24 protein-coding genes are annotated in these 21286 nt (G+C 45.3%); 12 read left to right on the top strand and 12 right to left on the bottom strand.

From position 1 onward, the window contains the following. The first annotated feature begins 12 nt into the window (after positions 1-12). From ribBA to DYC63_RS09070, 6 genes are all read left to right on the top strand, one after another. A complete protein-coding gene (ribBA, locus tag DYC63_RS09095) occupies positions 13-1119 on the top strand; it encodes a bifunctional 3,4-dihydroxy-2-butanone-4-phosphate synthase/GTP cyclohydrolase II (protein ID WP_115218930.1) in 1107 nt (368 codons plus the stop codon). Between the two features lie 12 nt (positions 1120-1131). Continuing rightward, positions 1132-1611 carry a 6,7-dimethyl-8-ribityllumazine synthase gene (gene ribH, locus DYC63_RS09090; RefSeq protein WP_115218929.1) on the top strand — a complete coding sequence of 160 codons (480 nt, stop codon included), beginning with the start codon at positions 1132-1134 and terminating at the stop codon, positions 1609-1611. A 72-nt stretch (positions 1612-1683) separates the two neighbouring features. Beyond that, the gene (gene nusB, locus DYC63_RS09085; RefSeq protein WP_115218928.1) at positions 1684-2178 is read left to right on the top strand and encodes a transcription antitermination factor NusB; all 495 of its coding nucleotides are present in this window, start codon (positions 1684-1686) and stop codon (positions 2176-2178) included. Between the two features lie 44 nt (positions 2179-2222). Beyond that, positions 2223-2411 carry a 2-hydroxymuconate tautomerase gene (locus DYC63_RS09080; protein ID WP_115218927.1) on the top strand — a complete coding sequence of 63 codons (189 nt, stop codon included), beginning with the start codon at positions 2223-2225 and terminating at the stop codon, positions 2409-2411. Between the two features lie 3 nt (positions 2412-2414). Further along, positions 2415-3050 (top strand): endonuclease III, encoded by a 636-nt coding sequence (gene nth, locus DYC63_RS09075; RefSeq protein WP_115218926.1) that lies wholly within the window; start codon positions 2415-2417, stop codon positions 3048-3050. Between the two features lie 3 nt (positions 3051-3053). Next, entirely contained in the window at positions 3054-3266 is a 213-nt protein-coding gene (locus DYC63_RS09070; protein ID WP_115218925.1) for a hypothetical protein, read from the top strand. 417 nt (positions 3267-3683) lie between these two features. Here the strand turns inward: DYC63_RS09070 and gatB are convergent, their stop codons facing one another. The 11 genes from gatB to DYC63_RS09015 form a co-directional block, all read right to left on the bottom strand. Next, positions 3684-5105 (bottom strand): Asp-tRNA(Asn)/Glu-tRNA(Gln) amidotransferase subunit GatB, encoded by a 1422-nt coding sequence (gene gatB, locus DYC63_RS09065; protein WP_115218924.1) that lies wholly within the window; start codon positions 5103-5105, stop codon positions 3684-3686. 60 nt (positions 5106-5165) lie between these two features. Next, on the bottom strand, positions 5166-7367 hold the full coding sequence (locus DYC63_RS09060) for a type IV pilus secretin PilQ (RefSeq protein WP_115218923.1): 2202 nt from the start codon (positions 7365-7367) through the stop codon (positions 5166-5168). Positions 7368-7390: 23 nt separating this feature from the next. Beyond that, the gene (locus tag DYC63_RS09055) at positions 7391-7957 is read right to left on the bottom strand and encodes a pilus assembly protein PilP (RefSeq protein WP_115218922.1); all 567 of its coding nucleotides are present in this window, start codon (positions 7955-7957) and stop codon (positions 7391-7393) included. A gap of 12 nt (positions 7958-7969) precedes the next feature. Further along, complete coding sequence (locus DYC63_RS09050; protein WP_115218921.1) at positions 7970-8641, bottom strand: type IV pilus inner membrane component PilO; 672 nt, start codon at positions 8639-8641, stop codon at positions 7970-7972. Positions 8642-8658: 17 nt separating this feature from the next. Then, complete coding sequence (locus DYC63_RS09045; RefSeq protein ID WP_115218920.1) at positions 8659-9255, bottom strand: PilN domain-containing protein; 597 nt, start codon at positions 9253-9255, stop codon at positions 8659-8661. After that, positions 9255-10274, bottom strand: a complete 1020-nt coding sequence (gene pilM, locus DYC63_RS09040) for a type IV pilus assembly protein PilM (RefSeq protein WP_115218919.1) — start codon at positions 10272-10274, stop codon at positions 9255-9257. Before pilM ends, DYC63_RS09045 begins: the two co-directional genes overlap by 1 nt. Positions 10275-10312: 38 nt before the next feature. After that, positions 10313-11584 (bottom strand): citrate synthase, encoded by a 1272-nt coding sequence (locus DYC63_RS09035; RefSeq protein ID WP_115218918.1) that lies wholly within the window; start codon positions 11582-11584, stop codon positions 10313-10315. 86 nt (positions 11585-11670) lie between these two features. Further along, positions 11671-11916 carry a type B 50S ribosomal protein L31 gene (locus tag DYC63_RS09030; RefSeq protein ID WP_115218917.1) on the bottom strand — a complete coding sequence of 82 codons (246 nt, stop codon included), beginning with the start codon at positions 11914-11916 and terminating at the stop codon, positions 11671-11673. A 105-nt stretch (positions 11917-12021) separates the two neighbouring features. Beyond that, positions 12022-13155 carry a molecular chaperone DnaJ gene (gene dnaJ, locus DYC63_RS09025; RefSeq protein WP_115218916.1) on the bottom strand — a complete coding sequence of 378 codons (1134 nt, stop codon included), beginning with the start codon at positions 13153-13155 and terminating at the stop codon, positions 12022-12024. Positions 13156-13206: 51 nt separating this feature from the next. After that, positions 13207-15120 (bottom strand): molecular chaperone DnaK, encoded by a 1914-nt coding sequence (gene dnaK, locus DYC63_RS09020; protein WP_115218915.1) that lies wholly within the window; start codon positions 15118-15120, stop codon positions 13207-13209. A 100-nt stretch (positions 15121-15220) separates the two neighbouring features. Beyond that, on the bottom strand, positions 15221-15805 hold the full coding sequence (locus tag DYC63_RS09015; protein ID WP_115218914.1) for a nucleotide exchange factor GrpE: 585 nt from the start codon (positions 15803-15805) through the stop codon (positions 15221-15223). An 84-nt stretch (positions 15806-15889) separates the two neighbouring features. Here DYC63_RS09015 and DYC63_RS09010 point away from each other — a divergent pair, with 84 nt between their 5' ends. The 3 genes from DYC63_RS09010 to DYC63_RS09000 all read left to right on the top strand — a co-directional run bounded on the left by DYC63_RS09010 (position 15890) and on the right by DYC63_RS09000 (position 18464). Next, the gene (locus DYC63_RS09010; protein ID WP_115218913.1) at positions 15890-17884 is read left to right on the top strand and encodes a hypothetical protein; all 1995 of its coding nucleotides are present in this window, start codon (positions 15890-15892) and stop codon (positions 17882-17884) included. Between the two features lie 94 nt (positions 17885-17978). Continuing rightward, positions 17979-18188 carry a hypothetical protein gene (locus DYC63_RS09005; RefSeq protein ID WP_147284956.1) on the top strand — a complete coding sequence of 70 codons (210 nt, stop codon included), beginning with the start codon at positions 17979-17981 and terminating at the stop codon, positions 18186-18188. Positions 18189-18269: 81 nt separating this feature from the next. Next, entirely contained in the window at positions 18270-18464 is a 195-nt protein-coding gene (locus tag DYC63_RS09000) for a hypothetical protein (RefSeq protein ID WP_115218911.1), read from the top strand. A gap of 24 nt (positions 18465-18488) precedes the next feature. On the opposite strand, the gene DYC63_RS08995 is transcribed toward DYC63_RS09000, so the two are convergent. Then, positions 18489-18698: a SlyX family protein gene (locus DYC63_RS08995; protein ID WP_115218910.1), complete on the bottom strand. Its 210-nt coding sequence runs from the start codon at positions 18696-18698 to the stop codon at positions 18489-18491. A gap of 165 nt (positions 18699-18863) precedes the next feature. Between DYC63_RS08995 and DYC63_RS08990 the strand changes: the two genes are divergently transcribed. From DYC63_RS08990 to serS, 3 genes are read left to right on the top strand one after another with little or no spacing between them, the layout of a single operon-like run. Next, the gene (locus DYC63_RS08990; protein WP_115218909.1) at positions 18864-19619 is read left to right on the top strand and encodes a phosphatase PAP2 family protein; all 756 of its coding nucleotides are present in this window, start codon (positions 18864-18866) and stop codon (positions 19617-19619) included. A gap of 39 nt (positions 19620-19658) precedes the next feature. Next, positions 19659-19994, top strand: coding sequence for an outer membrane protein assembly factor BamE (locus DYC63_RS08985; protein ID WP_172459477.1), 336 nt, complete (start codon positions 19659-19661; stop codon positions 19992-19994). A 6-nt stretch (positions 19995-20000) separates the two neighbouring features. Next, the gene (gene serS / locus DYC63_RS08980) at positions 20001-21278 is read left to right on the top strand and encodes a serine--tRNA ligase (RefSeq protein WP_115218907.1); all 1278 of its coding nucleotides are present in this window, start codon (positions 20001-20003) and stop codon (positions 21276-21278) included. Positions 21279-21286: the final 8 nt, after the last annotated feature.

Here is a 21286-nt window from a genome sequence, read left to right as displayed (position 1 = left end):
TTAGGAGAAGCTATGCAACTCAACAGCACAGAAGAAATCATTGCCGATTTGGCCGCGGGAAAAGCAGTTATCTTAATGGATGACGAAGACCGCGAAAACGAAGGCGATTTGGTCGTTGCCGCCGAACATATCACCCCTGAACTGATTAATTTCATGGTCAAACACGCGCGCGGATTGGTCTGCATGACCATCACCCAAGAGCGCGCCAAACAACTCGGACTGCGTCCGCAAACCGAACACAACACCGCCGCTTACGCCACCGCCTTTACCGTCTCGATTGAAGCGGCGCAAGGCGTAACCACCGGCATTTCCGCGCAAGACCGCGCCTTGACGATTCAAGTCGCCGCCGCCCGCGATGCACGTCCTGAAGACGTGGTACAGCCGGGGCATATTTTCCCGATAGTGGCACGCGAAGGCGGCGTGCTGGTACGCGCAGGGCATACCGAAGCCAGCAGCGATTTGGCGCGTTTAGCAGGGCTTGAGCCGGCCGCCGTGATTTGCGAAATTTTAAAAGAAGACGGCACGATGGCGCGCCGTCCCGATTTGGAAATCTTCGCCCAAGAACACGGCTTAAAAATCGGCACCATTGCCGATCTCATCACTTACCGCCTTGCTCGCGAACAAACCGTTACCGCCGTCGCTTCCTGCGAATTGCCCACCGCCTACGGCAATTTTGCCTTGACCGCCTATCAAAGCATCTTGGATAAAACCCTGCATTATGCCCTCGTCAAAGGCAAAATCAGTCCTGAAACGCCGACCTTTGTGCGTGTGCATGTGCAAAATGCCCTAGCCGATTTATTCCAAGCCGATTTGTCGGAACGCAATTTTCAATTGGATGACGCCTTAAAACGCTTGGCACAGGAACCGCAGGGCATTATTGTCGTGATTGACGACGGACAAAACACCAACGATATTGTGGCGCGCATGCATGCCTTTGCCCACAATATCGCGCCGCCGAAACGCAAGCAGGAACAAGACCTGCGCACCTACGGCATCGGCGCACAAATTCTTGCCGCCCAACATGTCGGCAAAATGCGGCTGCTTTCCGCGCCCTACAAATTCACCGGACTCTCCGGCTATCAGCTGGAAGTACATGAATTTATTGGCGATACTCACTAATCAAGGACTATTATGACAGACCAAATCAAAAGAATCGAAGGGCAATTCAGCCCATTAGACAATGCCAGCTTTGCCATTATCTGCTCGCGCTTCAACGACTTCATCGTCAATAAACTGGAAGCCGCCGCCATCGATACCCTCAAACGCCACGGCATCAGTGCGGACAATATCCACGTTTACTATGTGCCGGGCGCACATGAACTGCCGATTGCCGCCCAGCGCTGCGCCGCAACCAAGAAATATGATGCGATTATCGCCCTCGGCGCCGTCATCAAAGGCTCGACCGGGCATTATGACGTCGTGGTCAACGAACAAGCCAAGGGCTTGGGACAAGTGGCATTAAAATACGATCTGCCCGTACTGACCGGCGTTTTGACCACCAATAATATCGAACAAGCAATCGAACGCGCCGGCACGAAAGCAGGCAATAAAGGTCATGATGTGGCGATGGCGGCGATTGAAATGGTCAGCCTGCTCCGTCAAATCGGCTAATCCCTCTTTTTCACCGGCATTGTCGCAAGCGGCAATGCCGATGTTCTTTTACAGCGCGGCAAATCCAACTCTATGACCAGTAAAACTCCCAATCTCAAACGCCAAGCCATTAAAGCGCGTTCGCAGGCTCGCTACGAACTGCTGCAACTGCTCTATCAATGGCAATTACAAGACGACAGCCCCGAATATGTACGGTGCAACAGCTTTGAAAACAATGCCCGACAAGACATTGACAGTTTTTATTTCGATGAAGCATGGCATTACATCACTGCACACAGCCTCAAACTCGGCGAACTGTTTCTGCCCTTTCTGCAACGCCGCTCCTTCTCCGCCCTTGACCCGATTGAGCGCGCTATTTTATGGATTGCCGCCTTTGAACTCACGCGGCGCAAAGACATCCATCCGACCGTGATTATCAATGAGGCGGTGGAACTGGCGAAAAAATTCGGCGCAGACGAAAGCTATAAATTTATCAACGGTATTTTAGACAAACTCAGCAAAAATCTTCCCGAAGAAGCGCCGGTGTCCTCCTCTGTTAGCGCCCAATCCTCTCAAACTGCGGAATAGACAGACTCGGTTTTCATCAGCAACATCTACATTAGGAACCTCATATGCCAATCGTTAACATCAAAATCATTGAAGGTCGCAGCATCGAACAAAAACGCGAAATGACCCAAAAAGTTACCCAAGCCATTGCCAGCAGCTTAGGCATTGCGGAAGCTGCGGTCTGGATTAGTATTGAAGACTTAAAACCTGAAAATCTGTGCCAAGGCGGCGAACTTCGTGCCGATAAAAAATAAGGCATGAAGAAATCTGATATCGACACTTTTTTTGCGCGTTTACAAGCAGCAAATCCCAAACCAAGTACCGAATTAGAATACGATTCGGTATTTGAGCTGCTGATTGCCGTCATGCTATCTGCGCAAGCCACCGATGTCGGCGTCAATAAAGCGACACGCAAACTCTTCCCAATTGCCAATACGCCGGAAAGCATCTTAGCCCTTGGCGAAGAAGGCTTGAAAAGCTATATAAAAACCATCGGCTTATTCAATAGCAAGGCAAGCAATATCATCAAAACCTGTGCTTTGCTGCTAGAAAAATACGATGGAAAAGTTCCCGATCAACGCGAAGCTTTAGAAAGCCTGCCGGGCGTAGGGCGCAAAACCGCAAACGTTGTCCTCAATACCGCTTTCGGACAAATTGCCATGGCGGTCGATACGCATATATTCCGCGTGTCTAATCGCACAGGACTTGCGAAAGGCAAAAACGTTCGCGAAGTGGAAGACAAATTACTGCAGCGCGTGCCTGAAGCTTATCTGTTAGATGCCCATCATTGGCTGATTTTGCATGGCCGCTATACCTGCACCGCCCGTAAACCCAAATGCACCTCTTGCATCGTTTCCGATTTATGCGAGCAACCTGTGAATATGGAAGAATAAAGCATGTTTTTTCTCACGCTATTTATTCTAATCTTTATCTGCGGTTGGCTGATTAGCGCATGGCATTGCCGGCATCAGCGACAAGAATTGCTGCGCCATTTTATTTTGCCTACTTATGCCTTTATTGCCGCGAGAGAAAATGGACTCTGGCATGCCGTTTTGCTGCAAATCATCGGCGGCATCGGATTAGCGATTACGCTCATTATTCAACAATAAAATATAGTCAATTCATGGCAAAATTAATCATTTTTAATTGGATAGATCGGATACTTGTATCCGACATTACTTAAAATATAAATTTGTCAGATTCAAGAATCCGACCTACTTCTTTATAAATCAGTAACTTAGATATTTATGTCCAACAAAATTTGTCATGTGAGTGCTTTCTGGCATAAACGCCTAAGCTAAGGTTAAAAATATAATGTTCGCATTTGTCATGAATTGAGTATAACTCTTCTTAAAAAACAAAACCGCCCGTAAAACCTAAATGGTTTTATGAGGGCGGCTATATAGTCAGAAGTGAAAAGTAGTACAAGGCGATGAGCCACAGACAGTACAAGAGCGTACGGCAAGGCGAGCCAACGCCGTAATAGCTTTTCAATTCTTCGACTATATATTTAAAAACTTCCGTGTTTAAGCCAATAATTTCTGCAATAATTCATTGACTGATTTCGGATTTGCTTTTCCTTGTGATTTCTTTAATACTTGTCCGACTAAATAGCCTAGCATTTTCACTTGTCCGCCTTTATATGCCGCTACCTGATCAGGATTTGCAGCTAAAACTTCTTCCGCCCATTGCTGCAATTGTCCGTCATCATTAACCTGACGCAAACCTTTAGTATCAATCAAAGCATCTACGGAAATATCGGCATTTCCCCATAATTCAGGCAATAACTTTTTCGCGGCATTAGCAGACAACGTATTATCCGCCACACGGGCAAGCAAAACAGCAAATTGATTGGGATTCAGCAGACAATCAGCAAAGCCCTGTCCTTCCGGCAATAATTTCACCAATTCAGACTGCATCCAAATCGCCGCCGTTCTTGCCTCTGCACCGGCATTCAATGCCTCTTCAAAATATTGCGCAGTTGCTTTGTCTTGCACTAAAAAACGTAAACTGTCTTTATCTAAAGCATATTGTTCTGCATAACGTTGCTCGCGCAAATGCGGTAATTCCGGTAAATTTTGACGTATTTGCTCAATCCATTCTGCGCTTAATTGCAAAGGCAACAAATCAGGATCCGGGAAATAACGATAGTCATTGGCTTCTTCTTTAGAACGCATCGTGCGCGTTTCCATCTTATCAGGATCAAATAAACGCGTTTCCTGTTCAACCGTGCCACCGTTTTCCACTACATCAATCTGTCTTTCGATTTCAAGCTCAATTGCCTGCTCAACAAAACGGAAAGAATTGATATTTTTTAACTCAACACGAGCATTATAAACTTCACTACCTTTCTCACGAATTGAGACATTCGCATCACAGCGGAAAGAGCCCTCTTGCATATTGCCGTCACTAATACCTAAATAACGCACAAGATGATGAATTTTCCGCATATAAGCCACCGCTTCAGCCGCACTGCGCATATCAGGTTCAGAGACTAACTCAATCAAAGGCACACCTGCACGATTTAAATCAATCCCCGTACGATCTGTAAAAGCATCATGTACGGACTTACCCGCATCTTCTTCCAATTGTCCGCGATTAATCCTCACTTGCCGTTCGAACTCCGGTAAATCTACCAAACCACCTAAAATAATCGCATCAGCTAACTGGCTAATTTGATAACCTTTCGGCAAATCAGGGTAGAAATAATTTTTGCGCATAAAAAAAGCATTCGGGTTAATTTGACTACCTAAAGCCAAACCAAATAATACCGCATATTCAAGCGCTCGCTCATTTAATACCGGTAGAACCCCCGGATAGCCTAAATCAATTTCATTAACATGAGTATTGACCTCCGCGCCAAAAGATGCAGAAGAAGAAGAAAATAATTTACTTTCCGTTGCCAACTGAATATGCAACTCTAAACCAATAACCGCTTCATAAATCATAACAATACCTAAAACGAAAAGCCCCACCATGCAGTGGGGCAAAATTATAAGCAAAATAAACTACTGACGCAAATTGCTGAATTTATCAGTATCTGTTAGTTTTCTATCGATAATTCGAGGTGTAATAAACACTAATAATTCATCCTTATTAAATATTTTATTAGTATTTTTAAACACATTGCCAATTACAGGGATATCGCCTAATAATGGAACTTTTGCCTCTCCTGTTGTTTGCGTCTGTTCATAAATACCACCCAAAACAATAGTCTCGCCATTTTGTACTTCAACTTTAGTTAGAATTTCATTAGTATTTATTCCAGGCTCACCATTAACTAGTCGATTAGAAACATCATCTTTAGTAATATGGATTTCCATACTTACACGATCATTAGGCGCTATGCGTGGTGTAACTTCCATACTCAATTTAGCATCTTTAAATTCAGTCTCTGTACCAGAATCACTTACTTTTGAATAAGGAATTTCCTCACCTTTAGAAATAAGGGCTTTATAACCATCTTGAGTAACCACTCGAGGACTAGAAACAATTTCCGACAAACCTTCTGCTTGTAAGGCGCGTAATTCTAAATCAACTAATACTTCTTGACCTAAAATTGAAATACCATACCCAGCTGTAGGATTCGTACCTGTTATATCGGTTGACAAGAAATTTGGAGCAAGATTAACTCCTAAACGATCACCTAGAGTTCCCGCACTCGTACCACTTAAAGTCCCACTTCCACTCCAACTATCAGTTCCTTTGTCTCCTCTAAAGCTTATTCCAAAACGAGAACCAAAAGCTCTAGAATATTCATCAGAAGTAATTACCAAACGCGAATCTATTAACACTTGGCGTACAGGCTCATCTAATTTAGCAATTAAATCTCTAACTCTTTGAATATTTTCAGGAATATCAGTTACCATTAAAGAGTTAGTACGTTCATCAACAGCAACACTACCCTTTGAAGATAATATAGAATCTTCATTTCTATCACCAACATTAGCATTATTATTACTATTGATATTATTACGTGATTCTAAAATTATTTTCAAAATATCAGAAGCTTTTGCATATTTCAACTGAATAAGCTCTGTATTTGAAGGTTGTAATCCTTGTTTCTCTTTATAAGCTGCTAAAGCATCAATTTCCATTTTATTCAATTCTGCTTCAGGTGCGATATAGATCACACGATCTACTTTGCGCATGGCAAGACCTTTGGTCTTCATAATAATATCAAGCGCTTGATCCCAAGGCACATTATCCAAACGTAAAGTAATATTACCAACTACAGTGTCACTTACCACAATATTATTGTTTGTAAATTCCGCAATAATTTGTAATACAGCGCGCACTTCAATATCTTGGAAATTTAATGATAAAGGCTGTCCTGTATATTGTTTTCCGGAGCCAAAACCGCTCAATTCACGTAGGCGTTGAGCATTCTCATCTGTTGAAGGACGTTTAATCTCGATATTATATTCATTGCCATTGGTATAGGTTACGTATTCATAAGCATTACGCCCCATATTTAAGACAATTTTACTGTCTGCACCACTAGGTAAAATATCTACATAACGAACAGGTGAGCCATAATCAGCCACATCTAAACGTTTTTGACCAGCTTTAGGCACTTTATAGCTAGAAATTGTTGCAACAATAGAAGCACCTTCTGTTTTTACAGATACCAATGTATCTTTACTTGGTAAAGTGAAAGTAAGTACACCGCCCTTATCTGCATTTTTATGGAACATCGGCGCCAAATCAGGTACAGATTTTGCCATATTATTAATAGGTGCAGGAGCTTGAGTATTTAATGCTACCGGAACCATTGGTGCTGCTGAAGTTTGGTTAAACAAAGCAGAGTTATTAGAAGTATTTATCGCAGGAGCTGCTGCAATTACCTGGTTCCCTCTTAAGGCGACATGAACATCCGAGCCTACTAAGCGAACGTCATAAGCAGCTGGAGCTGCTAAATTAATTACTGCTCGAGTACGCGCATCTCCAGGAATAACATTTACAGAGTAGATACCATTTTGATTGACAGCTGTTTCTCTATTAGCTAAAGCAGAACTTGTATTAGGAAAATCTAATACAATTGAAGCAGGAGATGTTGTATTAAAGGACGTTGGCAATACTGCTGCATTTTTAAAGACAATTTCATAAGCACCAGACGGTGCATTCGAAGCATTAACAGCCGTAATTGCTGCAGCAAAACTTCCAGAACTAGCTAATAAAATACAGCTACATAATATTTTTTTCATCATAAGTCTATCCTAAACTCAAATTATTAAAACAATTCCAAAGTGACCGTTCTATCCTGCCAGCCTCTAGGTACTTTATATTTTTCCTCAATCACAATATGATCAGGTTTAATACTTTTAATCAAACCATGATTTCTTCCGATATATTCCCCCACTCTAGCTTCTTGAATACCCGAATTAGGAGTTTTTACTAAAGCGATTATTTGTTTATTTGGAGATAACATCGTGCCTGTCATCTGTAAAAAAGAAAGCTCAAAACTCTCTAAATAATATGGTGTATGAGCAACAGGTGCAGAAGCACTACATTCACTAGAATTACATTCAGCTTCTGCTAAAGGCGCTCCTGTTTCTTTTGAAATTTCTACAACAAAAGGCTTAAGCTTAAATGGATCTTCAATACCTCCTTTATATTCATAAGCTTCGTAAGGCTTAACTTCTGGTAAGGGTGAAAGATCTAAATTAGCACTAGGTTTAGTTTGCGCTTTGACTTGTCGTAAAAAATCACTTGCATCTGACTCTGCATCTCCAAAAACAAAGCCCGTTATGCCTAGATAACTTGATACAATAGAAATCAATAATATATTCCGTTTCATCACTTTTTCCTATTATTTAGCTGCTGTTGAAGATTGTGGCAATTCCCCTTTGCGGAGCTTCTCTATATCACCATTATAGATATATGTTTGCAGCTGCGTATCTGTAACAGCAATTGCATTTTCTGCCCATGTATCAGAAGAATCTCTACTATTAGATGAATTTTTTAAAACAACTAAATTAAAATCTGAGATATTCATAATCCTTTGCAGATTAGTTAAACCTTCAGAAAAATTAGCAAAATTAGTAAAATAAGTTGTAGTATTCAAGGCTATTGGTGCAATATCATAATATTCTGTTGGGAGATATTTATCAGCCGGTTTGAATCCACTAAGATTAATTCCTGCATCGGCAGCGGCAGTGTTGACCTCTTCAATCGATGTTGCTATTTGATTTTGTGCAGGTAAATAAGTAAGTAAAGATTCTAAACGATCTAAAAGCTCTTCACTTCTTGCTTTATAAGCGTCTAAATCAACAGTATATTGCAACAATTCACGATATGTTTTTTCTTTTTCTTGAATAGTATTGTTATTTCTATTTTCCATATCAACCATTTCAGTTAATTTAAAATGATTGAACGCAAATAAAATACCACCAAAAAGTAAAATCCAAATAATAGCTTTATAATATATCGGCCATGTGCCTGGATTACTCTGATCTAATTGATTAATTGGTACAAATTTCATACATCATTCCTTAATAATCATTTTGCAGCTATATCTGCTTCTGTTCCGAATTTAGGCTCAACTGTAATCACTAAAGTAAAGACCCTAACCCCTGTTTCATCTGTCACAGAATAGCGATTTCCTGTTTTTGCTTTTTGCATATCTACTAAGCGAACTATTGAAAAATGTTTAAAATCGTTTAATACGCGTATAAATGAAGATACTCCTACATCATTTTCAGCAGTACCGGTAATGGTAATTTGCCCTTGTTTGTAAGAAATACTATCTAGAAATACAGACTTAGGCGTGTTTATCGCAAGATAATCTAAAATTTCTACCGAAAGACTACGCTGATTTTGCAATCCTTGAATTACTAAAATCTGCTTAAGCACTTCTTCATTAAGCGCTTTCATTTTATTAACTTCTGCTTCGGTTTTTTTCAATTCAGCGATATTATTATCTAACAAACTAATTGCACGATTTTGACTTTCTAAATATTGATTTTTAAAATACCAATATCCTCCGCATAATCCCGCTGCTACTAAAAAAACCACTGCAGTAGCTGTCATGAAATCTTTTTTCTGCTTGGCTCGTAGTTCCGCACGCCAAGGTTGTAGATTAAATTTTCTTGCCATTATTTACCTTCCAATGCTAATGCGATTGCCAAACCATGATTAATACCATCTTGCAGCAAATCAGTTTGCTTTGATTGCAATTTAATAAACTGAGAAAGATCTAACAATTCCAATGGCACATTAACTTTTTCTGTCAACGCTAGCACTAAGCCTTTCAGCTGAGCACCACCGCCTGTGATATAAATTTTTTCGATAGCCTTAGCATCAGGGCTACTTGCTTCGTAGAAATCTAAAGCAAGGTTCATCTGCTCGCTTAAAGAAGAAACATAAGGCATCAGGACAAGTTCTTGATATTCTTCACCTAGATTTTGATTTAGTTTTTTCGACTCTGCCGATTCCAAATCCAGATCATAAACATCTCGAATAATTTCACTTACTTGATTGCCGCCGATCTGAGGCTCTCTGACAAATACGTATTTACCGTCTTGATAAACACTGATTCGAGAATGCGTATAACCGATATCCATTATGGCAATAGTTGATCCGTATATTCTTCCTGCTTGCACAAGATTTTCAACTAAACGTTCGTAAGCAAAAACATCTACATCCACTTGCGGATTATTCAAAGTTTTTGCTTTGCCTGCAAATAATGCCGTTTTATCATCAATTAAATCCCGACGTGCCGCAATAGCTAAGTGACCGCCATTTGCATCTTTTGTTTCGTCAAAATCAAAATAAACTTGATCCAGACTAAAAGGCAATGATTGTCCTAAATCTAATTCAATAGCACCTTCAACAGCTTCTTGGCTAGTATTTTCGGGCAATACGATATTGCGCATAATCGTATCACCGGAATTGACATGAATCACCGGCTGACCTTTTATGATTTTATGGGTCTTTAGGATTTTCGCAATTAGGTTTTTTAAGCCTTCCTTATCTTTGCCGCCACGCATTTCTTCTGGCAAAATTTCATAAACAAAGTAATTGCTTACAAAGCTTTTTCCAGCTTTTTTTACGCGTGCAATTTTTATTGCATACTGCCCGATATCTATTCCGATATATTCGGGATTTCCCAACATAATTAACTCCTTTTAGTTGCCGGGACTAGGTCACGGTTTCAAATGCTTCTTTCTTTCTCACCCATATACATTTGGCGAGGTCTGCCAATACGATAGCCCTCACTAATCATTTCATTCCAATGAGAAATCCAGCCAGCTGTACGCGATACAGCAAACATTGCTGTAAACATGTTAACAGGAATGCCGAGCGCACTGTAAATAATTCCTGAATAAAAATCAACGTTCGGGTAAAGTTTTCTTTCGACGAAGTAATCATCTTTCAATGCCGCTTCTTCCAAACGCATCGCTAATTCCATTCGAGGATCGTCGCCATAATGCTCAAGCACCTCATAGCAAACTTTCTGGATAATTTTAGCACGCGGATCGTAATTGCGATAGACTCGGTGCCCAAATCCCATCAGTTTAAAAGGATCATCCTTGTCTTTAGCGCGTGCAATATATTTATCGATATTGGCGACATTACCAATTTCATCAAGCATATTAAGCACTGCCTCATTTGCACCGCCATGCGCATTACCCCATAGAGCGGCAATACCTGCTGAAATCGCAGCATAAGGGTTTGTCCCTGTGCTTCCTGCTAGACGAACGGTAGAGGTTGAAGCATTCTGCTCGTGATCCGCATGTAGGATAAACAAAAGATTCAGCGCCTTAACAGCCAAAGGATCCGCTTCAAAACGGCTACCCGGACGAGAAAACATTGTACGCAGGAAATGTTCGAAATAATCATCTTCTTCTTTCGGATAACCGAAAGGATAACCCTGAGCATGCCGATGTGTGCTGCCTGCGATAGTCGGCATTTTGGCGATTAATCGCATCGCTGTGATATAGCGATCTTCAGGATTATTGATATCCAAACGATCATGGTAGAAAGCCGCTAATGAACCGACGACTCCCGTCATCATTGCCATGGGATGCGCATCATGATGAAAACCTTCAAAGAAATTCTGCACCCGCTTATTAAGCATGCGGTAGTAACGAATTTGCTCATTGAATTTTTTACTTTCTTCTTCATTAGGCAGCTCGCCGTGGTAAAGAAGATAAGCCACGTCTAAGAAAGAAATATTTGCTTCACAGAGACTTTCGATAGGATAACCGCGGTACATGAGTTTACCGGCACCACCGTCAATGAAAGTAATTTTACTTTCGCAAGATGAGGTAACGCCGAAACCGGGGTCATGCGTAAAATAACCCAATTCCTTTGGCAAAGTCGCAATATCAATTCCCGGACGACCTAAAACAGGTTGAATAACAGGAAGTTCTACTTGTTTTTGCGCTTCTTTATCAATAACGATGATTGTTTTCTCACTCATAAAAAAATCCTCCATTAAGGTAACTTATTTTTGATTAAGTTACCTTAATGGAGGATTAGGGTCAAGCGCAAAGGCGCTTTTGACGCTTATTTTTTTCCGTATTTACGGCGGAAGCGGTCAACGCGTCCTGCGGTATCGACAATATTTTGCGTGCCGGTATAGAATGGGTGCGATTTACTGCTGACGTCCACGCGAACTAAAGGGTATTCTTGTCCGTCTTCCCATTTGATGGTTTCATTTGTATGAACAGTTGATTTTGTTAAAAAAGCAAAATCTGCGCCTACATCTTGAAAGACAACCGGACGATAATTAGGATGAATATCTTTTTGCATTTTAGCTCCAAATTTGTGTATTGCTTAAAAAGCGGCTGATTATAGAGGGCAAGCTACTGCATTGCAAGCATTTCCCTAGCATTAGCCGCAAAAACGTCCATTTATTTACAAACCGTCAAAAAAATCTTTTACCCGATTGAGAAAACTGCTCTCTTTCGGCGCATGACGCTGACCGCCCTCATGCAAACTACGGTCAAAATTTTTCAACATTTCTTTCTGCTCTTTAGAGAGATTCACGGGCGTTTCAATCACGACCGTACACAGCAAATCGCCTGCCGCGGCACCGCGTAATGGCTGCATGCCTTTGCCGCGTAGACGGAGTACTTTGCCGGTTTGCGTTTCCGCAGGAATGACCAATGAGACGCGCCCTGAAAGCGTAGGCACTTCAATCTCTCCGCCCAAGCAGGCGGTTACAAAGCTAATCGGCATCGTGCAATATAAATGCGCGCCCTCGCGCGTAAAAATGTCATGCGGACGCACATGGACTTCGATATACAAATCTCCTGCCGGCGCCCCCATTTCTCCCGCTTCTCCTTCGCCGCTTAAACGGATACGGTTGCCGGTATCCACGCCGGCGGGAATTTTTACGGTTAAATTGCGCGTATTTTTGACTCGACCTTCTCCGCGGCATTTATCGCAGGGATTTTCAATAATCTGCCCTTTGCCATGACAAGTCGGACAAGGTTGTGCAATCGAGAAAAAGCCTTGCTGCGTTCGCACTTGTCCGGAACCGCGACAGGTCGTACAGGTTTTCTTCTTCGATTTTTCAGTCGCGCCGCTGCCATCGCAATGCGTACATTTGACCAAAGTCGGAATTTTAATATTCAGCTCTTTGCCGTTTGCCGCTTCTTCCAGCGTTAATTCCACCGTATAGACCAAATCGCTGCCACGATGCTGCTGCCTTCTACCTCCTGCGCCGCCGCCAAAAACATCGCCGAAAACATCGCCGAAAATATCGGAAAAATTCCCGCCGCCGAAACTTGCACCGAATCCGCCTGCTCCCGCCTGTCCCGTTGCCGCATCAAAACCGAAACGATCGTAAGTCGCACGTTTTTCCTCATCAGAGAGGATTTCATAAGCCTTGCTGATTTCTTTAAACTTTGCCTCCGCCTCTTCTTTTTTATCCGCATTGCGGTCAGGATGCCATTTCATGCTGAGCTTGCGGTAGGCTTTTTTTATCTCGTCAGCGCTAGCGGTTTTGCTCACGCCTAAAATTGCATATAAATCTTTTTCTGCCATGTTCTTATAGGGTAAAAAGGGCGGTTTCCCGCCCTTTGTTCAATGAAACAATTAGTCTTTTTTCTCGTCTTTCACTTCTTGGAAATCGGCATCGACAATACCGTCGTCACCGGCAGCATTGTTTTCCGCGCCTGCTTGCGCCTGCATTTTCGCAAAAGATTTTTGCATTACCGGCGAAGCGGCAGTCATCAGCTCTTCCGTACGCGATTTAATCGCTTCTACATCTTCGCCTTTCATCGCTTCGCGCAAGGCGCTTACCGCCGTATCAACCGCAGATTTCTCATCGGCGCTGACTTCATCGCCTAATTCCGTAATCGCTTTCTCCACGCCGTTAATCATCGATTCGGCGCTATTATTCGCTTCAACACGCTCTTGGAATTTTTTATCTTCCTCGGCATGCGTTTCCGCATCGCGCACCATACGCTCGACTTCCTCATCGCTCAGACCGGAATTGGCTTTAATCACAATCGATTGCTCTTTGCCGGTTTCCTTATCTTTTGCCGATACGTTCAAAATGCCGTTTGCGTCAATATCGAAAGACACTTCGATTTGCGGCATACCGCGCGGTGCGGGACGAATATCGTTTAAGTCGAAACGCCCCAAAGATTTATTGCCCGATGCCTGCTGACGCTCGCCTTGCAGAACATGAATCGTTACCGCGGATTGATTATCTTCCGCCGTTGAGAACACCTGCGCCGCATGGGTTGGAATCGTGGTATTTTTCTCGATCAGCTTAGTCATCACGCCGCCCATCGTTTCAATACCCAAAGACAAAGGCGTTACGTCCAACAACAACACATCTTTAACCGTACCGCCCAAAACGCCGCCCTGAATCGCCGCGCCGATTGCCACCGCTTCATCAGGGTTCACGTCCTTACGCGGCTCTTTGCCGAAGAAATTTTTCACCGCTTCTTGCACTTTCGGCATCCGCGTTTGACCACCGACCAAAATCACATCGGTAATATCGCTGTTAGACAAGCCCGCATCTTTCATCGCAATGCGGCAAGGCTCGAGCGAACGCTCAATCAAATCCGCCACCAGCGATTCCAATTTCGCGCGGCTAAGCTTGATATTCATATGCTTAGGACCGGTCGCATCTGCTGTGATATAAGGCAGATTGATATCGGTTTGCTGGCTGGAAGACAATTCAATCTTCGCTTTTTCCGCCGCTTCTTTCAAACGCTGCAAAGCCAAGGCATCATTAGACAAATCGATGCCCTGATCCTTTTTAAACTCGCTGACCAAATAATCAATCACGCGGCTGTCGAAATCCTCGCCACCCAAGAACGTATCGCCGTTGGTCGCCAAGACTTCAAACTGCTGACCTTCTTCATCCAAATCTATCGTTTCGATGATAGAAATATCGAAAGTACCGCCACCTAAATCGTACACGGCGATTTTGGCGTCTTTCACTTCATGATCCATACCATAGGCCAAAGCGGCAGCGGTCGGTTCATTGATAATCCGTTTGACTTCCAAACCGGCGATACGACCCGCATCTTTCGTCGCCTGACGCTGACTGTCGTTAAAATACGCCGGCACGGTAATGACTGCTTCGATCACTTTCTCGCCCAAATAATCTTCGGCGGTTTTCTTCATTTTCATCAGCACGCGTGCAGAAATCTCAGGCGGCGCCATTTTTTTGCCGTCCACATCCACCCAAGCATCGCCGTTATCCGCTTTCACAATGTTATACGGCACCAGCTTAATATCTTTCTGCACTTCTTTTTCATCGAAGCGGCGGCCAATCAAACGCTTAATCGCAAACAAAGTATTTTTCGGATTGGTAACCGCCTGACGTTTAGCAGGCTGTCCGACCAAAACCTCGCCCTCTTCGGCAAAAGCCACAATCGAAGGCGTGGTACGCGCGCCTTCCGCGTTTTCAATCACACGCGCCTTGTCGCCGTCCATAACCGCAACACAAGAGTTAGTCGTTCCCAAATCGATACCGATAATTTTACCCATTAGATTTTCCTCATAAAAATAAAATAAAAATGTTTTGATGCACGCTATATGCCGCCGCTTTTTCCAATTTCAAGCCGTCTGCGGCATTTTTTTGCCTGCTTTAACTATTCTTCACAATCACTACTTGCGCCGCGCGCACCGTACGCCCGTTCAGCACATAGCCAATCTGCGCCACATGCATGACCGTATTGTTTTCCAATTCAGGATTCGGCAACATCGCCACCGCCTCATGCACATCGGGATTAAATTTATCGCCGCTGGCGGGATTGACTTCCTCCACTCCGTGCTTGGCTAAATTTTCGCGTAACATCTTCAGCGTCAATTCCGAACCCTCGATAAACTGCGCCATCGCCTCGGGCTTATCCGCGCTTTCCTGCGCCGCTTTCAGCCCTAAAACCAAAGAATCTAGCACCGGCAGCAATTCCTTCACAATCCGCTCATTGGCAAATTTATGCGCATTCAACAATTCTCTTTCCTGACGCTTGCGCAAATTCTCATTTTCCGCGCGCTCGCGAATCACCTGATCCTTTAATGCCGCCACCTGCTCCGCCAATTGCGCCACCTCTTCCGATTGCGCATTCAGCACCGTATCCACATCTAACATCGGCTCTTCCGCCGCCATCTCCATCGCTTCAGATACCTCTGCTGCAGCTTGAGCATTCTTTTCCATTTCTTCGTTTGACATAACACACCTATGTTTTCTCTTAAATCATTGTCCGACAATATGAGGACGGCTATTTTTTTTTCAAGGCTCGTGCATAATATCGGCATGAAAACGCCCTTTTTACTCAGCTTTTGCCTGTCATTTCTCTGCGCATGGACACTTGAAATCGACATTGGCAACGCCCGCATCGGCGACAGCCGCAGCGAAAATATCCGTATCCGCGCCAACAGTACCAACGGACGCGACTGGCAGATTAGCGCCCAAGCCCCGCAACTCAAGCACCCGCAAGGCAATTGGCAGCAACTGCGCGCCGAAACATGGCTACACTATAAAAACGGGCAATTCTCCCTAAGCCGCCCCCGATTTTCCGCGCAGGCAGAAAAAAACGCCTTATATTTTTCCGCTCCGCAACACATCGCCTTACGGCAGAAACTCGACCTTGCCCCGCTCAGTCTGCACATCAGCCGACAAGCACAAGCCTCGCCCTTCCTGCAACTGGACTGGCATCATCAGCAACGCGAATTACAACTCGTCAAAAAAAACCTGAACATAGCGGAACTCAATGCGCTACTTGCCTTCTTACACCTGCCGCCGCTACCGCCCCTAGACGGCGACATCAGCCTCAAACTGCTGCTAAAACAAAAGCGCGACATATGGCAACTCAGCGGCGACATCGACTTACGCATCCGCAACTGGCACAGCCCGGACCACCTGCAAGCCGTAGAAAATCTTAGCGCTAGTCTCAATATCTCCATGCAATATCAGCCCGAACAAGGCTGGCAGGGACATCTTCGCGCACACATCCCGCAAGGCGAAACCCTCTTCCAAGGACTCTATCTCAACTTCAAACAAGCACCGCTACAACTGGAAAGCGACTGGCAATACCGCAAGGAAACACTTAGCCTTAAAAACCTGCGCGCTAATGACGGTCAGCTGCACATCGCAGGCGGATTGAGCTACAACAGTCGCACACAGCAATTAGAACAACTCTCCTTGCAACAATTTTCAGGCGCAGCGCAAGCCCTCTACCAACACTACCTCAAACCCTACCTCGGCACAGACAGCCTCTTTGCCGACAGCGACTGGCAAGGCAGCTTCTACGCCAGCGGCGACTGGCACAGAAACAGCGGCTTGCGCAACAGCGTACTCGTGCTGCACCGCTTCGGCATCACCGACCGCCAAGAACGCTTCCGCTTTCCCAGTATTGATGGACAAATCGGACAAAGCGGCGAATCGCGCCTCGACATCGCCGCCGCCACATGGCGCAAACTGCCGCTCGGCGCATCCAAACTGCGTTTTCTCTGGCAAGACAAATCCATTAAGCTGCTCGAACCTTGGCGCATCCCCATACTTAACGGCGCATTAGTCATCAACGACATCCGCGCCGACCGCGACAGACAACATCTGCTCAACATCAGCCTAGACCCCATCGACCTCGCCGAACTCAATCGTGCCCTTGAACTGCCCGTATTTCAAGGCGACATCAGCGCGGAACTGCCCGAAGTCCGCCTCAGCAGCAACAGCCTTGTCCTCAAGCGACCGGTACATCTCAACGTTTTTGGCGGACACATCCTCATCAGCGACCTGCGCATCGAAAAGATCTTCAGCAACCAAGCCCAGCTCTACTTCTCGCTCGGGCTGAACATGATCGATTTACAACGCCTGACCAGTGCATTCGGGATTGCGGAAATCCGCGGACGCGTCAGCGGATTCATCACAGACGTCGTTCTTGCCAACTGGCGACCCATCGCCTTTGACGCCAGCATCATGACCGACGAAGACAATCCCGGCGAACGCCGCATCTCGCATGAAGCCGTACAACTGCTCACGCAAATCGGCGGTTCTTCCGCCGCCATCGGACAATTCGTGCGCATTCTCAGCAGCTTTCCCTATGAAAAACTCGGTTTTAGCGCCACACTGCGCGGCGATTTATTAACTATTGAAGGCGTAGAAAAACACCCTGACGGCGGCTTCTATCTCGTCAAAGGCAGCGGCTTACCGCATCTTGACATCATCGGACACCAAAGGCGCAGCAGCTACCGCGAACTCAGCGCACGCATCAAAGCCGCCCTAAACAGCGACGAACCTACAATTGAATAAAGCCGCATCTTATTGAATAAAAATGGATACCGCCTCAAACCTTTTATTTATCCTATTCGCGCTTGTTGTCGCTTATAACCTCTGCGCATGGCTCATGCAAAAACATATCCTACCGCTAATCGGATTCATCCTCTTCGCCCTTGCCTGCATATTAAGAACGGAAGCAGCACCTGCCCTTTGGCTTTTTCTATTTGCCGATGCCGGCACATGGCTGCTTTGCCTGCTTCTTATCCCCGCCTCTATCCAAGACCTACGCGAAAAAAACCGTTTTACGCTTTACGCCATCTATCAAAACGACAAATAAATACTCAAACTTTATCGCAGCAAAGGCAGGCAGATTTTTGAATGGGAATACACCGCCGACATCCAAGAAACCGCACATCCTATGCTTAGCGGATTTACAGGCGATTGGACAATCAGCGCACATCAAATTCAACTCTTAGCAGGCAATGAAATTATCACTATCGCCGATATCCAACATGATGATTTGATGTTTGAAGAAAACATCAATCCTCATTATGATTTCTTAGCCAAAAACCGTTTAACTACCGCCCACTCGATAAAATTCTACTCTTTTTGAGCCGCTTTATTACAGCAGACAGATTTAATAATGCGGCGGAATCTCTTGCACAGCACTGTTGCTCGCCGCACCGCCCTGAATGCTTTGTATCTCGCGATACAGCAATTGCAATTGTCTTTGCAAAGCCGCCTGTTCGGCATTTAATTGCGCCACCTGCGCATTCAGCGCATCCAACAAATCTTCCTGCCATGCCAAACGTTCTTCCAAACGCGCTATTTTTTCATCTGAATTCATCTCTTAGTCCTTGTTCAATATGGATTGTATAGCTTCTTCAGATTAAAATGAAATAATAAAAATTTTCAAGATATTGAAAAATCTTTCAATATGTTGTGTTAAAGGCGTATCATTTTAATCTGAAGAGACTATATTTCGCCGTATAATACGGTTTTTTGGATACAAATGACGACTTCACTACCGCCGCGCCGTGCCTCAAGGGCATATTGCGCTTATACCGTCCTGCTTTGCCTTGTGCCGCTTGCTTTTATCTTCTGCAATTGGCAGTGGCACAGCGCAGCAGATCAAAATTTGCCTTTATTGCCGCTCTTATTGATTACCGAAAGCGGCTCAATGCCTTATGCGGTGGCTACTAGCGCCCTCTTCATCGCCTTGCTCTGTCGGCACAACCGCCGCCGTCTACCGCTCAAAGCCTTTCTATGTCTGATTGCGCTAAGCATTATCTGCACGCAATTAGAACAAAAATTGCTCAAACAGCATTTCGCCCTAGCACGTCCCTATATTGCCGCTATCAACCAAGAACAACAACGCAGCAATCAAGATTTTTACGCTCTTGAGAAAACGGAAAAACAAGCCATCGTGCGCGACTGGCATCAGCAGCAGGGCAAAAACGCTTGGCTCAGCCGGCACCGCATCCAAGAAATTGCCTACCGATTTCCTTCGGGACACAGTATTTTCAGCGTCAGCTGGGTGCTGCTGTTCGTCGTTTTCTGCTCCTATCGCTGGCTGACATTTGCCCTTGCGCTATGGTCGGCAGCAGTCATGGCAAGCCGCGTATGGCTAGGTATGCACCTGCCGGCGGATTTGCTCGGCGGTATCTTCTATGCCTTTTGGACGAATCTTTTGCTGATTGCGCTGTTTTACCAATATCTGAAGCGCTATCAAGAAAAGACTCAGGAAAGTCCCCATTCTCAAGCATAGTTTTATATAATGCCGCCATCATTAACTAAGAGAAATACTATGATTCATGTACGCTCCCTTTGTCTGATCAGCCTGATTGCCCTTAGCGGCTGCGGCTTTACGCCTTTTTTATACAAACCCGACATCACGCAAGGCAACGTTTACTCCGCCGAGCAAATTGCCGCTATCGGCATCGGCATGCCGCGCGAACAAGTGCGCCAAATCTTAGGCACCCCAAGCCTGATCGATCCTTTCCACCCCGATATCGACATCTACGCTTTCAGCTTTAAAAGCGGCAGCGAAGACCGCCGTTATCAGCGCCGTCTGCACATCCAATACACGAACAATCTCGTCAGCAGCGTGCAAGAAATCCCTCTTACCATAGAAGCCAAATAAAAGACCATGTTAGACAGCAAATTACTACGCAATGACCTTGACAGCATCGTCAATCGCCTAGCCGCACGCGGCTTTAACTTCCCTGCCGCCGAATACGCCGCTTTAGAAGCCGCTCGCAAAAGCAGCCAAACCCAAAGCGAACAGCTTCAATCCGAGCGCAAAAAACTCTCGCAAGCCATCGGGCAAGCCAAAGCCAAAGGCGAAGACAGCGCCGCACTCATGGCGGAAGTCGCCGCATTAGACGCCTCACAGCAACAAGCCGATGCCGAATACAGCCGCGTGCAAAGCCAATTAGACGCCCTGCTTGCCGGCATTCCAAACCTGCCGGACGAGCAAGTCCCGCAAGGTGCGGACGAAAACGACAACGTCGAAATCCGCCGCTGGGGCGAGCCGCGCCAATTCGATTTCACGCCCAAAGAACACGCCGATTTAAACGGCATCGGATTGGATTTTGAAGCCGGCGCCAAACTGGCAGGAGCCAGATTTACCGTGCTGCGCGGCAAGCTTGCCCGCCTACACCGCGCGCTCAGCCAATTCATGCTCGACACACACACCCAAGAACACGGCTACACCGAGCATTACCTGCCCTATATGGCAAATGAAAACACCCTCTTCGGCACGGGACAACTGCCCAAATTTGCGGAAGACTTATTCAAAACCAACATCAGCGAACGCCATTTTTACCTTATCCCCACCGCCGAAGTGCAGCTGACCAACCTCGTTGCCGACAGTATTCTTGAAGAAAGCGCATTACCGCTGCAACTGGTTGCCCACACCCCCTGCTTCCGCTCCGAAGCAGGCTCGGCAGGACGCGACGTGCGCGGCATGATTCGCCAACATCAATTCGACAAAGTCGAAATGGTACACATCACGCGCCCCGAAGACTCCGACGCCGCCCTTGAGCGTATGACCGCCCATGCCGAAAACATTCTGCAAAAACTCGGGCTTTCCTACCGCGTCATCATTCTCTGCACAGGCGACATGGGCTTTTCGGCACGCCGTACCTACGACATCGAAGTCTGGCTGCCGGGGCAAAACAAATACCGCGAAATCTCCTCATGCAGCAACTGCGGCGACTTCCAAGCCCGACGCATGCAAGCGCGCTATCGCGCCAAAGACCAGAAAAAACCCGCCTTAGTCCATACCTTAAACGGCTCGGGGCTTGCCGTCGGGCGTACGCTTGTCGCTATTTTGGAAAACTACCAGCAAGCCGACGGCAGCATTCTGGTTCCCGAAGCCCTGCATCCCTATATGGCGGGCATTGAAAAAATCGAGGTGCAATAAGCAATGAC

Source organism: Suttonella indologenes (assembly GCF_900460215.1).
GTDB classification, from domain to species: Bacteria; Pseudomonadota; Gammaproteobacteria; order Cardiobacteriales; family Cardiobacteriaceae; genus Suttonella; species Suttonella indologenes.
Note: the sequence above shows the minus strand (reverse complement) of the source record. Positions and strands in the feature narration are given on the sequence as shown.

Coding starts and splice junctions, on each gene's coding strand:
- DYC63_RS09045 (WP_115218920.1), bottom strand. CDS start 9,255: ATGGCAAGAAAATTTAATCTACAACCTTGGCGTGCGGAACTACGAGCC.
- DYC63_RS09050 (WP_115218921.1), bottom strand. CDS start 8,641: ATGAAATTTGTACCAATTAATCAATTAGATCAGAGTAATCCAGGCACA.
- pilM (WP_115218919.1), bottom strand. CDS start 10,274: ATGTTGGGAAATCCCGAATATATCGGAATAGATATCGGGCAGTATGCA.
- DYC63_RS09000 (WP_115218911.1), top strand. CDS start 18,270: ATGCTTAGCGGATTTACAGGCGATTGGACAATCAGCGCACATCAAATT.
- DYC63_RS08990 (WP_115218909.1), top strand. CDS start 18,864: ATGACGACTTCACTACCGCCGCGCCGTGCCTCAAGGGCATATTGCGCT.
- DYC63_RS09030 (WP_115218917.1), bottom strand. CDS start 11,916: ATGCAAAAAGATATTCATCCTAATTATCGTCCGGTTGTCTTTCAAGAT.
- DYC63_RS09010 (WP_115218913.1), top strand. CDS start 15,890: ATGAAAACGCCCTTTTTACTCAGCTTTTGCCTGTCATTTCTCTGCGCA.
- DYC63_RS08985 (WP_172459477.1), top strand. CDS start 19,659: ATGATTCATGTACGCTCCCTTTGTCTGATCAGCCTGATTGCCCTTAGC.
- DYC63_RS09035 (WP_115218918.1), bottom strand. CDS start 11,584: ATGAGTGAGAAAACAATCATCGTTATTGATAAAGAAGCGCAAAAACAA.
- ribBA (WP_115218930.1), top strand. CDS start 13: ATGCAACTCAACAGCACAGAAGAAATCATTGCCGATTTGGCCGCGGGA.
- serS (WP_115218907.1), top strand. CDS start 20,001: ATGTTAGACAGCAAATTACTACGCAATGACCTTGACAGCATCGTCAAT.
- DYC63_RS09080 (WP_115218927.1), top strand. CDS start 2,223: ATGCCAATCGTTAACATCAAAATCATTGAAGGTCGCAGCATCGAACAA.
- dnaJ (WP_115218916.1), bottom strand. CDS start 13,155: ATGGCAGAAAAAGATTTATATGCAATTTTAGGCGTGAGCAAAACCGCT.
- DYC63_RS09015 (WP_115218914.1), bottom strand. CDS start 15,805: ATGTCAAACGAAGAAATGGAAAAGAATGCTCAAGCTGCAGCAGAGGTA.
- DYC63_RS09060 (WP_115218923.1), bottom strand. CDS start 7,367: ATGATGAAAAAAATATTATGTAGCTGTATTTTATTAGCTAGTTCTGGA.
- nusB (WP_115218928.1), top strand. CDS start 1,684: ATGACCAGTAAAACTCCCAATCTCAAACGCCAAGCCATTAAAGCGCGT.
- DYC63_RS09005 (WP_147284956.1), top strand. CDS start 17,979: ATGCAAAAACATATCCTACCGCTAATCGGATTCATCCTCTTCGCCCTT.
- DYC63_RS09070 (WP_115218925.1), top strand. CDS start 3,054: ATGTTTTTTCTCACGCTATTTATTCTAATCTTTATCTGCGGTTGGCTG.
- nth (WP_115218926.1), top strand. CDS start 2,415: ATGAAGAAATCTGATATCGACACTTTTTTTGCGCGTTTACAAGCAGCA.
- DYC63_RS08995 (WP_115218910.1), bottom strand. CDS start 18,698: ATGAATTCAGATGAAAAAATAGCGCGTTTGGAAGAACGTTTGGCATGG.
- ribH (WP_115218929.1), top strand. CDS start 1,132: ATGACAGACCAAATCAAAAGAATCGAAGGGCAATTCAGCCCATTAGAC.
- DYC63_RS09055 (WP_115218922.1), bottom strand. CDS start 7,957: ATGAAACGGAATATATTATTGATTTCTATTGTATCAAGTTATCTAGGC.
- dnaK (WP_115218915.1), bottom strand. CDS start 15,120: ATGGGTAAAATTATCGGTATCGATTTGGGAACGACTAACTCTTGTGTT.
- gatB (WP_115218924.1), bottom strand. CDS start 5,105: ATGATTTATGAAGCGGTTATTGGTTTAGAGTTGCATATTCAGTTGGCA.